This window comes from Xanthomonas sp. NCPPB 2866, assembly GCF_041475745.2.
Taxonomy (GTDB): Bacteria; Pseudomonadota; Gammaproteobacteria; order Xanthomonadales; family Xanthomonadaceae; genus Xanthomonas; species Xanthomonas arboricola.
This window is the reverse complement of record NZ_CM192975.1, coordinates 3,789,469-3,801,441: the sequence shown is the minus strand read 5'-3', so window position 1 is coordinate 3,801,441 and position 11,973 is coordinate 3,789,469. Positions and strand designations below refer to the sequence as shown.

General features: G+C 67.6%; 11 protein-coding genes. 4 read left to right on the top strand and 7 right to left on the bottom strand.

Annotated features, from left to right (window positions below; all coding sequences use genetic code 11):
- Positions 1-2 precede the first annotated feature (2 nt).
- From pepQ to rph, 7 genes are all read right to left on the bottom strand, one after another.
- Positions 3-1,328 carry a Xaa-Pro dipeptidase gene (gene pepQ / locus ACCQ04_RS16165; protein ID WP_226427404.1) on the bottom strand — a complete coding sequence of 442 codons (1,326 nt, stop codon included), beginning with the start codon at positions 1,326-1,328 and terminating at the stop codon, positions 3-5.
- 65 nt (positions 1,329-1,393) lie between these two features.
- Positions 1,394-1,741, bottom strand: coding sequence for a PilZ domain-containing protein (locus ACCQ04_RS16160; protein WP_046344154.1), 348 nt, complete (start codon positions 1,739-1,741; stop codon positions 1,394-1,396).
- On the bottom strand, positions 1,738-4,164 hold the full coding sequence (locus tag ACCQ04_RS16155) for a DUF1631 domain-containing protein (RefSeq protein WP_226427403.1): 2,427 nt from the start codon (positions 4,162-4,164) through the stop codon (positions 1,738-1,740). Before ACCQ04_RS16155 ends, ACCQ04_RS16160 begins: the two co-directional genes overlap by 4 nt.
- A gap of 222 nt (positions 4,165-4,386) precedes the next feature.
- Positions 4,387-5,544 (bottom strand): radical SAM family heme chaperone HemW, encoded by a 1,158-nt coding sequence (gene hemW / locus ACCQ04_RS16150; protein WP_226427402.1) that lies wholly within the window; start codon positions 5,542-5,544, stop codon positions 4,387-4,389.
- Between the two features lie 16 nt (positions 5,545-5,560).
- On the bottom strand, positions 5,561-6,160 hold the full coding sequence (rdgB, locus tag ACCQ04_RS16145; protein WP_226427401.1) for an RdgB/HAM1 family non-canonical purine NTP pyrophosphatase: 600 nt from the start codon (positions 6,158-6,160) through the stop codon (positions 5,561-5,563).
- Complete coding sequence (locus ACCQ04_RS16140; RefSeq protein WP_104542292.1) at positions 6,157-6,549, bottom strand: VOC family protein; 393 nt, start codon at positions 6,547-6,549, stop codon at positions 6,157-6,159. The genes rdgB and ACCQ04_RS16140 overlap by 4 nt, the downstream gene beginning before the upstream one ends.
- Positions 6,546-7,271 carry a ribonuclease PH gene (gene rph, locus ACCQ04_RS16135; RefSeq protein WP_024938119.1) on the bottom strand — a complete coding sequence of 242 codons (726 nt, stop codon included), beginning with the start codon at positions 7,269-7,271 and terminating at the stop codon, positions 6,546-6,548. Before rph ends, ACCQ04_RS16140 begins: the two co-directional genes overlap by 4 nt.
- Before the next feature lie 109 nt (positions 7,272-7,380).
- Here rph and ACCQ04_RS16130 point away from each other — a divergent pair, with 109 nt between their 5' ends.
- The 4 genes from ACCQ04_RS16130 (at position 7,381) to ACCQ04_RS16115 (ending at position 11,730) form a co-directional block, all read left to right on the top strand.
- On the top strand, positions 7,381-8,241 hold the full coding sequence (locus tag ACCQ04_RS16130) for a YicC/YloC family endoribonuclease (protein WP_024938120.1): 861 nt from the start codon (positions 7,381-7,383) through the stop codon (positions 8,239-8,241).
- Between the two features lie 151 nt (positions 8,242-8,392).
- On the top strand, positions 8,393-9,004 hold the full coding sequence (gmk, locus tag ACCQ04_RS16125) for a guanylate kinase (protein WP_016903572.1): 612 nt from the start codon (positions 8,393-8,395) through the stop codon (positions 9,002-9,004).
- Between the two features lie 127 nt (positions 9,005-9,131).
- Positions 9,132-9,431 carry a DNA-directed RNA polymerase subunit omega gene (gene rpoZ / locus ACCQ04_RS16120; protein WP_002812428.1) on the top strand — a complete coding sequence of 100 codons (300 nt, stop codon included), beginning with the start codon at positions 9,132-9,134 and terminating at the stop codon, positions 9,429-9,431.
- Positions 9,432-9,558: 127 nt separating this feature from the next.
- Positions 9,559-11,730, top strand: coding sequence for a RelA/SpoT family protein (locus ACCQ04_RS16115; RefSeq protein WP_024938122.1), 2,172 nt, complete (start codon positions 9,559-9,561; stop codon positions 11,728-11,730).
- The last annotated feature ends 243 nt before the right edge of the window (positions 11,731-11,973 follow it).

The window sequence follows — 11,973 nt, the reverse complement described above, 5'->3', positions numbered from 1 at the left end:
ATTCAAGGGGCGGCAAACACCGGGCGGGTCAGGTTTTCGGGCGCGCCATCGGTGCACACCACCTCGTCTTCGATACGGATGCCGCCGTAGGGTTTGAACTGCGCAACGCGCGCCCAGTCGACGCTGGCGGCGTGGCCGTTCTTCTTCACTTCGTCCAGCAGCATGTCGATGAAGTACACGCCCGGTTCGATGGTGACCACCATTCCCGCTTCCAGCACGCGGGTCAGGCGCAGATACGGGTGGCCGGCGGGGCGTTCGATGCGGCCGCCGCGGTCGCTGGCGGCAAAGCCTGCCACGTCGTGCACCTGCAGGCCGATCAGATGGCCCAGCCCGTGCGGGAAGAATGCGGCGCTGACGCCGGTGGCGAGCGCGGCTTCCGGCGACACGGTGAGGATGCCGAAGTCCTTGAGGATGCCCATCAGGGCCAGGTGCGCATCCACGTGCAACTGTTTGTAATCCACGCCGCTGCGCACGCCCTGGCCCATGCGGATCTGCGCGGCATCCACCGCATCGATCAGGGCCTGGAATTCGCTGCCGGGGTCGGCGGCATAGGTGCGGGTGATGTCGCTGGCATAGCCGTAGGCCGAAGCACCGGCATCGATCAGGAAGCTGCGCAGCGGCTGCGGCGGCTGCTGGCCGAGTTCGGTGTAGTGCAGCACCGCGCCGTGCTCGTTGAGCGCGATGATGTTGCCGTAGGGCAGTTCGTTGGCGTCCTGACCGACGGCGGCGCAGTAGGCCATATGGATGCCGAACTCGCTCTGGCCGGCGCGGAAGGCCGCTTCGGCGGCGCGATGGCCGCGCACTGCCAGCTGCTGGGCGATGCGCAGCAAGGCCAGTTCGTACGGCGTCTTGAACGCGCGCTGATACTCCAGGTAATCGAGCACCGGCTGCGGATTGTTGGGCACATACGCACCGAGCGCGCTCTGCGCCTCGCCCAGGATGGCGCAACGGTCGATCTGCCTGGGCAGCAGCGCCAGGGCCTGGTCCGGGGTACGGATGATGTGGATGTCGCAGTGCTCCACCCACCAGCCGCTGGGCGCCTCGGGCACCACATGCCAATAGTCCAACGGCTGGCAGAAGATCAGCGTCGGGCGCTTGCCCGGGGTGTAGACCAGCCAGCTGTTGGGCACCCGCGTCAGCGGCACCCAGGCCTTGAACTGCGGATTGACCGCGTAGGGATAGTCGCGGTCGTCGAACACCTGGTAATGCAGGCTGCCGCTGGGCACCACCAGGTGGTCGAAGCCGCCGCGCTGCAGCGCCTCGTCGGCGCGCGCGGTCAGCGTGCGCAGGTGATCGGAATACAGGTGGCTCAAGGACGGCTGGGGCATGCGGGACTCGATCGGCAATGCAAAGACAGGTCGCGATTTTGCCGTAATCGTGGTGATGCTGTCCTTCAGCCCAGCATGTGTTCTTCGGCGATCCAGGCGCGCAGGCGTTGGCGATGCGGCTCGGACATGGTCAGGAAGCGGAAGCCGGCCCAGGCCTGCCCGGGTGCGTGCGCGGCTTCGCTCCACAACAGATGCACGCCGACATCGATCTCGGTGGCGCGGCCGATGCGCTCGGGCAGGCTGAAGCGCAGCTGGTACAGGGCGTCGTCGTGCAGCGGAACCGAGGCCAGCAGCAGCATGCCGGTTTCCGAGACATTGCCGACCCGGCCGATCTGCGCCTCGCTGAGCATGTCGGTCACCGGTATCAGGTCGGACGGCTGGCGGCGCGGTGCGCGGCGGGTGTCCTGGATCATGGGTTGACCTCTGCAATGGGCGCCTGACCGGCCAGGCTGCGCAGCGTGCGCACGGTGGCATGCCAGGCGCGGTCGATCAGCCGCGATTTCTCTTCGACCAGCAGGCGCGCCTGGCCACCGGCCATCAGCCGCGACAGGCCATCCAGCGAGTGCTCGGCGACCTTTTGCCCACGTTGATTGACGAACAGCGCGTTGCCGGTCATCGGGCTGTACCAGGACAGCCGTTGCCGACGTAGGTCGCCCTGCTGGTTGATCACGAACTCGAACCAGCTGCCGAACGGCAGGCTGCGCAGCTGCGTGTAGCAGGCCTCTTCGGTCGGCGAACGCGGGCCGGCGATGTCCTTGCGCGGTGTGCTGTCGCCCTGGTCGCCCAGCCGCGTGCGCGCCTTGAGCCTGGCGGCGAGCTCGGTGCGCGAGGTCGTCTCGTCCTCGCCGCCGGGCGTGGACAGGCGCCGCGCGATCGCCGCCGCTTCATCGTGGTGATAGCCGACCTGCAGCAGCGCGGTTTCGATCTCGGTGCCGAGCGCGATGTCGGCAGGTTGCCCCTTGCTGCGGCAGGTGACTTCGGCGATGCGCGCGGTCAGTGCCTGGCGCTCGTCCCATTCGGGCGATTGCTCGCCCTGGCGCAGCAGTGTCAGCGTCAGCACGTCCGACCATGCCTGACGCAGCAGCGCCTGCACGAAGCGCGGCGGAACGCTCTGCTCGCACAACTGCTCGATGCGCGCCTCGGCCTGCTGCTTGGCCGACTCCAGCCGCTCCTTGCCGCGCGCCGCATCCACATGGCGGCGCTCGGCGAGGTCGGCCTTGCGCGCCAAGGCGCGCAGATGCGCCTGGATATCGTCGTTGGCCGCGGCGAACACGGCCTCGTCGCCCTGGTAGTCGTTGACGATCCGGTCCACCGCGCTGCCCAGCTTGTGCAGCAACTGCGGGTCGACATCGTCGTCGCCCAGCCAGACCGCGCCGGACTCGGCCACGGTGTTGAGCAATTCGCGCACCGGGTGCTGGTCGCGCACGAAGAAATGCGTATCGGCCAAGGCCGCGCGCACCACCGGCACCTGCAACTTGGCGAGCAGGGCCTGCGCGGGGGTCTGCTCGCGCACTTCGCGTTGCATCTGCGCGTAGAGCAGGCCGAGCAGATCGAAGGTGTCGGTGTCCTGCGGCGACAGCGCGGCGTCGGGGCCGTGTTGCGCCCGCAGCAAGGCCAGCAGCTGGCGCTGCACCGCATCGATGCCGCTGGGCTGCGCCGCCGCTGCTGCCTGTGCCGCCAGCGTGCCCTGCAGGCTGGCCAGTGCGTCGCTGATGGCGGCCTTGGGCACGGCCGAGGAGGCGAGCCGGGGAGATGCTTTTTCGGGTGTTGCCTGCGCGCTGGTCGCAGGCGCTGCGTCGTGATTTGCAGAACTTTGATTCGCCGCTGCGCCTGCGGTGCCGGCCGCCTGCGCCTGACGCGCCGACGACATCAGGCCGCCGAGCGCCTGCACTGCATCGCTCAGCGCAGGTGCTGCCTGCTCACCGTAGGTCGCCGCTGCCAGTGTCATCGGCATGGCGGGCGGATCCAGCAGGGCGCTCTGCCACGGTGTCGGTGCCGATTGCCCGCTCCAGCCGGTTGCAGGCCGCCCGTTGCGCGGCGGCAGCGCGCGCGCGCTGGCAGCCGCAGCGTCCTTCGGGGCGTTGGCCGCTGCAGGCGGTGCGCGCCGCGTCTGCACCTGGGTGGGCTTGACCAGGTACGGGTGATAGATCAGCCCCGGCAGGATGCCCTCCTGCGCGAGCGTGCCGTTGGCGCGCTCGTACAGATCGTTCAAACGCTCGATGACCTGACGCTCGAACACGCGGTACAGCGTCAGCTGCCCGTCCAGGCTCAGTCCCAGCGTTTCGCCGCACTGGCGCAGCACGCGGCACAGGGCGTACGGGCCCAGCGGCACTGCTTCCAGTTCGAACTCGGCCACCGCGCCGATCACCGCCACCCGCTGCGCCAGCAATTGCAGCGCATCGGCGCGGCGGGAGGTCTCACGGCGCGCAATCTCGCTGAGCACGATATCGCGATCGATATCGGTGTCCTCCACCAGGGTGAGCATCTGCGGATGCGCTGAGGCATCGGCTATTGGCATCAGCGACGGGCGATCGCGCAGCGTGGCCAGGTCCTGCGCCAGCTGCTGCAGGAACGCCTGCGGAAACCGATCGATGTGGTCGCGCAGGCCGCGCGTCTGCGCATAGGTTTCGGCCTGTATCTGGCTGTTGCGGGCATGCTCGGCCTGATGCAGCAGCTCGCGTTCCAGCTCGACGATGGTCAGCCGCAGCGGCCCACTGAGCGCCTGTACGCAATGCGCGTGCAGCGCGGCGAGCAGGCGCCGCCCGCGCGCGGAAACCGGCGCATCGGCGATCGGGCCGCTGAGCGTGTGCTGCAGGGAGGAAGCGGGAGTGGACATCCGGGGGAGGCGGGCTCGGTGCGAGGCGTGAGCTATGTAGCATGTTTTTCCGCCGGGCAGCGACCGCGCGGGCGCAGGACGTGCCTGGCCAGATTCGGTCGCCACCCGGACGCGGACGGCGCGCGTGGCGCGGCTCGCTGGATCCGCGCGCCAATGCTGTCGTGTGCGCTATCGATCATGGCGCGGCGTGCGGGCTGCGGTGCCGCGCCGTGATCGCCGCGATCAGCCCAGAAACAGCTCGACCACGTCATTGGTGAAGCGGCGGCCCAGCTCGGTCGGCACCACGCGTCCGTCCTGCGCGGTCATCCAGTCTTGTGCAATCGCGCGCGCCACAGGCAACTCGATGACCGACGCGGCCAGGCCGGTGGAGACTTCGAAGTCGCGCAGGGCGAAGCCCTCGTGCAGGCGCAGCAGGTTGAGCATGTATTCGAACGGCAGCCGCTCGCGCGGCACGATCTCGTCGCCGCCGATCGATGCCGCACTGCCGGCGCTGGCCAGGTAACTCTGCGGGTGCTTGTGCTTCCAGCGTCGCAGCACATGCTGTTCGGCGCCGGAGCTGATCTTGCCGTGCGCCCCGGCGCCGATGCCGAGGTAATCGCCGAAGCGCCAGTAATTGAGATTGTGCGCGCATTGCCGCCCGGGCCTGGCGTAGGCGCTCACTTCGTACTGCGCGTAGCCGGCCTCGGCCAGCAGGCGCTGGCAATGCTCCTGCATGTCCCAGGCCGCATCGTCGTCGGGAATGCCCTTGGGCGGCCGCGCGAAGAACACCGTGTTCGGCTCCAGCGTGAGCTGGTAATGCGACATGTGGGTGGGCTGCAGCGCGAAGGCGCGTTCGAGATCGCGCTCGGCCTGTGCCAGGGTCTGCTCGGGCAGCGCGTACATCAGGTCGATATTGAAATTGTCGTAGCCGGCATCCTGCGCCAGCTTGATCGCACGCTCGGCCTCGGCACTGTCGTGGATGCGACCCAGCCGCTGCAGCGCCACATCGTCGAAGGTCTGCACACCGAAGCTCAGCCGGTTCACGCCGGCGGCGCGATAGCCGTCGAAGCGGCCATGCTCGGCGGTGCCTGGATTGGTTTCCAGGGTGATCTCCAGATTCGGTGCAAAGCGCAGCCGCGCGGCGGCGGCTTGCAGGAATCTGTCGATGGCTTCGGGCGGGAACAGGCTCGGCGTGCCGCCGCCGAAGAACACCGAATGCACCACGCGCCCCCACACCAGCGGCAGGTCCGCATCCAGGTCGCGGATCAACGCATCCACGTAGTCCTCGAACGGCAGCACGCCCTTGGCCGCATGCGAGTTGAAATCGCAGTACGGGCATTTGCGCACGCACCAGGGCAGGTGCACGTAAAGCGACAGCGGCGGTGGAATCAGGTCGGGCACTGCGTCAGGCCATGGTTCACAGCGACAGGGCGTGCAGCTTGTGCTGCAGCGTGGCCAGCGCCACCGCACGGTGACTCAGCCGGTTCTTCAACGCGGTATCCATCTCCGCAGCGGTCAGGCCATGCACCGGATCCAGGAACACCGGGTTGTAGCCGAAGCCGCCGGTGCCGCGTGGTTCGGTGGTGATCACCCCTTCCCAGCTGCCTTCGGCGATCAGCGGTTGCGGATCTTCCGGGTGACGCAGCAGCACGATCACCGCGTAAAACCGCGCGCTGCGGCGCTCGGCCGGCACGGCGCGCATGGCGTCGAGCAGCTTGGCGTTGTTGGCCTGCGCATCGGTCGGGCTGCCGGCATAGCGGGCGCTGTACAGGCCGGGTGCGCCGCCGAGCGCGTCGACGATCAGGCCGGAGTCGTCGGCCAGTGCCGGCAGGCCGGTGACCGCGCTGGCATGGCGTGCCTTGATCAAGGCGTTCTCGACGAAGGTCAGGCCGGTTTCCGGCACATCGTCCACGCCGAGCTCGCCTTGCGCCACGATGCGCAGCGGCAGGTCGACGAGCATCGCGCGCAGTTCTTCCAGCTTGCCGGCGTTGCCGCTGGCCAGGACCAGTTGTTTCATTGCTTGGGCTCCAGCAGGTCCCACTTGGTGCCGTACAGATCGCGGAACACCACGACCGTGCCGTACGGTTCCTCGCGCGGGGTTTCCAGGAATTCCACCCCGAACGCCTGCATCGCCGCATGGTCGCGCCAGAAGTCGTCGGTGTAGAGAAAATGATCCACCCGCCCCCCGGTCTGGTCGCCGATGCGCGCGCGCTGGGCGGCGTCGGCCGGCTGCGCGAGCAGCAAGCCGGCGTCCCGCGCGCTGCCCGGGCCGATCACCACCCAACGCTTGCCGTCGCCAAGTGCGCGATCCTCCAGCACCTGGAAGCCCAGCGCGCCGGTGTACCAGGCGATCGCCGCGTCGTAATCGGCGACCAGCAGGGTGGTCAGGGCGATGCGCCGGCTCATCCGGCCAGTGCAGCGCGTTGCAGCGCGAACAGTTCGCTCATGCCTTGTTCGGCGAGTGCGAGCAGTGCATTGAGTTCGTCGCGGCGGAAGGCGTGGCCTTCGGCAGTGCCCTGCAGCTCGATGAAGCCGCCGCCGTCATTCATCACCACATTCATGTCGGTGTCGCAGTCGCTGTCTTCGGGGTAGTCCAGATCCAGCACCGGCTCGCCGCGATAGATGCCCACCGACACCGCAGCCACGGCGCCGATCAACGGGTGCTTCTTGATGTCGCCGCGCTTGAGTAGCAGGTTCACCGCATCGGCCAGCGCCACGTAGGCGCCGGTGATCGCGGCGGTGCGGGTGCCGCCATCGGCCTGCAGCACGTCGCAGTCCAGGGTGATGGTGCGCTCGCCCAGGGCATTGCGATCCACACAGGCGCGCAGTGCGCGGCCGATCAGGCGCTGGATTTCCAGCGTGCGTCCGCCCTGCTTGCCGCGTGCGGCTTCGCGATCGGAACGGGTGTGGGTGGAGCGCGGCAGCATGCCGTATTCGGCGGTCACCCAGCCTTCGCCCTTGCCGCGCAGGAATCCGGGGACGCGGTTTTCCACGCTGGCGGTGCACAGCACGCGGGTGTCGCCGAAGCTGACCAGCACCGAGCCTTCGGCGTGACGGGTGAAGGCGCGTTCGATGCGCACCGGGCGCAGCTGGTCGGCCGTGCGGCCGCTGGGACGGGAAAAGGTCATGCGATGAGTCCGGAAGTCGGGAGGTGGGTCTGGGTCGGCGCGTGGCGGGGCGGTCAGCCAGCGCGGGCCGCTAGGGTACCATTCGCGCTTTGAAGGCACGGGACTGACGATGATTCGAAGCATGACCGCGTTTGCGGGTGGCGAACGCATCACGCCCTGGGGCACGCTCGGCTGCGAGCTGCGCTCGGTCAACCATCGGTTTCTGGAAGTGGGCGTGCGCCTGCCCGAAGAACTGCGTGCGCTGGAGCCGCTGCTGCGCGAGCGCGTGGCGGCGAAAAACAGCCGCGGCAAGCTGGATCTGGCGCTGCGCCTGCGCGCGCCGGACAACGCGCAGACCCTGGCCGTGAACGAATCGCTGCTGCAGGAACTGGGCGCACTGGCCACGCGCCTTGACGGCATGTTCCCCAAGCTGCAGGTGGGCTTCACCGATCTGCTGCAGCTGCCCGGCGTGCTGCAGGTGCAGGACGTGGACGCACCTGCGTTGCAGGCGCAGGCCCTGGCATTGCTGGACGAGGTGGTGGACAGTTTCGTCGCCGCGCGCGAGCGCGAAGGCGGCAAGCTGGCCGATGCGATCAGCGAGCGGGTCGATGCGATCGAACGTATCGCCGCCGAGGTGCGCACGCTGATTCCCGTCATCCGCGAAGGGCAGCGTGCCAAGCTGGCCGCCCGTCTGGCCGATCTGCCGCATCCGGTCGATCCCGGTCGCGCCGAACAGGAACTGGTGCTGTGGCTGCAGAAACTGGACGTGGACGAAGAGCTCGACCGCCTGTCCAGCCACATCGCCGAGATCCGCCGCGTGCTCAGGCAGCGCGAGCCGGTCGGCCGCCGCCTGGACTTCCTGCTGCAGGAATTCAACCGCGAAGCCAATACGCTCGGCTCCAAGTCGGTGGACAGCCGCACCTCCAACGCCGCGGTGGATCTGAAGGTGCTGATCGACCAGATCCGCGAGCAGGTGCAGAACATCGAGTAGCCGGGAGTGGTGATTGGGGATTCGGGATTGGTCGACGGCCATCCCGGGTTTCAGCGGGGCGCGGCCAATACCGGTAGCATATCGACCCCGGTGGTACCGGTCCGCAGCCCGTTCGCGAATCCCGACTCCCCAAGCCCGAATCCCTGACCCTATGCGCGGCACCCTCTATATCGTTGCGGCCCCTTCCGGCGCCGGCAAGAGCAGCATCGTCAACGCCACCCTGGCGCGTGATCCCAAGATCGCCTTGTCGATCTCGTTCACCTCGCGCGCGCCGCGGCCGGGCGAACGGCATGCCGAGCACTACCATTTCGTCTCCGCCGACGAGTTCCAGGGCATGATCGAAGCTGGCGACTTCTTCGAATACGCGCTGGTGCATGGCGACTGGAAGGGCACCGCGCGGCAGTCGGTGGAGCCGCAGCTGGCTGCCGGTCACGACGTGCTGCTGGAGATCGACTGGCAGGGCGCGCGCCAGGTGCGCCAGAAGGTGCCCGACGCGGTCAGCGTGTTCATCCTGCCGCCGTCGCGCCAGGCGCTGGACGAGCGCATGCGCAAGCGCGGCCAGGATAGCGAGGACGTGATGGCGCAACGCCTGGCCGCTGCCCGCGAAGAGATGCTGCATTTTGAGGAGTTCGACTACGTCATCATCAACGAGACCTTCGACACCGCAGTCTCGGAGATGTGCGCGATCTTCACCGCCAGCCGGCTGCGCCGGCAGGCGCAACAGCAGCGGCATGCGGCGTTGATCCGGGCCTTGCTGGACTGAGCGGCTCAAATCCCTGATTCCAAAGGAAACTGAATAGGCCCAGGTTGCCGTGACGGCGGCCCGGGCGTACACTCCGCCCCCTTTCCCTCATTCGATGCGCGGCCGTTGCTGGTCGCCGGGAGCCCGCATGGCCCGCATTACCGTAGAAGATTGCCTGGAAGTCGTGAACAACCGTTTCGAGCTGGTCATGATGGCGTCCAAGCGCGCCCGTCAGCTCGCCAACGGCGTGCAGCCGTTGATCGAAAATGCCGACGCCAGCGACAAGCCCACCGTGATGGCACTGCGCGAGATCGCCGCACGCCGGATCGACAATGCGCTGATCGACGAAGTCGAGAAGGCCGAGCGCGAGCGTGCTGAACGCGAGGCGCTGGAATGGGCCGCTGCCGAAGTGGTTGCCGACGAAGACATGTCCAAGAACGACGATTGATCGTTCGCATCGCTGCGATCGATCTGAACAGCCCGCCACGCGCGGGCTGTTTTCGTTTCAGGCCCGCGTTGTCGCCCGCGGTGTGCAAACGTTTGCCGTGACTGCGCTGCTGGCATAGTCTTCCGGCATGAACCCAGGCCCCACTGCCCAGGCGACCGTCGTGACGTCTCCGTCTTCCGACCAGGCCATCCCCGACTACGTCCTGCACTTCGAACGCGCAGCCAGCTACCTTCCCAAGGAGCAGCTGCCGATCCTGCGCCGTGCCTGGGAAGTGGGGGCCAGCGCGCATGCCGGCCAGACCCGCAAGTCGGGCGAGCCGTACATCACCCATCCGGTCGCGGTGGCGGGCGTACTCGCCGAGCTCGGCCTGGACATGGAATCGCTGATCGCCGCGATCCTGCACGACACCATCGAAGACACCCCGCTGACCCGCGAAGAGCTGGCGTCGGAATTCGGCGAGGCGGTGGCCGAGCTGGTCGATGGCGTCACCAAGCTGGACAAGCTCAAGTTCCGCGACCGCCAGGAAGCGGCGGCGGAGAGCTTCCGCAAGATGCTGCTGGCGATGTCGCGCGACCTGCGCGTGATCATGATCAAGCTGGCCGACCGCCTGCACAACATGCGCACGCTGGGCGCGCAAAGCAGCGAGGCGCGCAGCCGCATCGCGCGCGAAACGCTGGAGATCTACGCGCCGATCGCTCAGCGCCTGGGCATGAGCCTGATCAAGTCCGAGCTGCAGAACCTGGGCTTTCGCGCGCTGTATCCGTGGCGTCATGCCATCATCGAAAAACATATCCGCAGCCAGCCGGTGGTGCGGCGCGAATCGATGGCGCAGGTGGAAGTGCAGCTGTCGCAGCGGCTGGCCAAGGAAGGGCTGGAGCATCGCCTGGTCAGCCGCATCAAGACGCCCTGGAGCATCTATTCCAAGATGCACGAAGAGAACAAGTCCTTCGACCAGGTGATGGATGTGTTCGGCTTCCGCCTGGTGGTGCGTTCGGTGGCCGATTGCTACCACGCGCTGGGCGCGGTGCATGCCACCTTCAAGCCGCTGGACGGGCGCTTCCGCGATTTCATCGCCATCCCCAAGGCCAACGGCTATCAGTCGCTGCACACCGTGTTGTTTGGCCCGTATGGCTCGCCGATCGAAGTGCAGATCCGCACCGAGGAGATGGACCTGATCGCCGAACGCGGCGTGGCTGCGCACTGGACCTACAAGGTCGGCTCGGCCTCGCCCAATAGCGCGCAGAGCCGCGCGCACGACTGGATCGTGGAGCTGATCGATTCGCAGCGCGCGGCGGGCTCGTCGCTGGAGTTCCTGGACAACGTCAAGGTCGACCTGTTCCCGGACGAGGTCTATCTGTTCACGCCCAAGGGCAAGATCCTGGCGCTGCCGCGCAACTCCACCGCGCTGGATTTTGCCTACGCGGTGCACACCGACGTGGGCAACCGCGCGGTCGCCTCGCGGGTGGACAAGAAGCTGGTGCCGCTACGCACCAAGCTGGTCAGCGGGCAGGCGGTGGAAATCATCACCGCGCGCTCGGCCACGCCCAAGCCGCAGTGGCTGGAGTTTGTGGTCAGCAGCAAGGCGCGTACCGCGATCCGCCACCAGCTCAAGCAGCTCGAACACGAAGACGCCGTGCAGCTCGGCCACCGCATGCTCGATCGCGCGCTGGAAGCGATGGACAGCTCGCTGGAGCGGCTGCCCAAGGGCCGCCTGGACGCCTTCCTCACCGAGCACCGCTATCCACGCCTGGAAGCCTTGCTGGCCGACGTGGCGCTGGGCAACTGGATGCCGACCCAGGCCGCGCAGGCGCTGATGGCCTACGCCGAATTGCGCGGTGGCGGCCACTCCAAGCATTCGCACGAAAAGATCCTGATCGACGGCAGCGAGCGCGGCGTGATCAGCTTCGCCAACTGTTGCCAGCCGATTCCCGGCGACGAAATCATGGGTTACCACACCGCCGGCAAGGGCATCGTGGTGCACCGTCTGGACTGCCCCAACCTGGCCGAGCTGCGCAAATCGCCCGAACGCTGGGTGCCGATCGACTGGGATTCCAGCGTCAGTGGCGACTACGACACCGCTTTGATCGTCGAGGTGGAAAACCGCACCGGCGTGCTGGCCCAGCTGGCTGCGGCGATTGCGCAGAGCCAGTCCAATATCGAACGCGTGGATTACCTGGACCGCGATTTCAACGCGGCGGTGCTGCGCTTCAACATCCAGGTCCGCGACCGCCGCCATCTGGCCGAAGTGATGCGCCGGCTGCGGCGTCTGCATGTGGTGCAGAGCGTGGGGCGGCAGTAGCGGCCAGGTCCTGTCGAGAGGCGGCGCTGAGGCCGCCTGCGCAATAGCGTGCATTGATGCGCCGACGCCGGGTCTCAGGCCTGCCGCGGCGACAGGTAGTGGGCGCCGCGCGCGTGCTTGGTCAGGCTCCACGCCGCCCGTGTAGCGCGATCTGTCCGGTACGCCAGCACGGTGCTTGGCGATCTTCGCAAGATGCGTGGCAACAAGATCGTGCGCAACAGTCGAGCAAATCCGCACAAACGC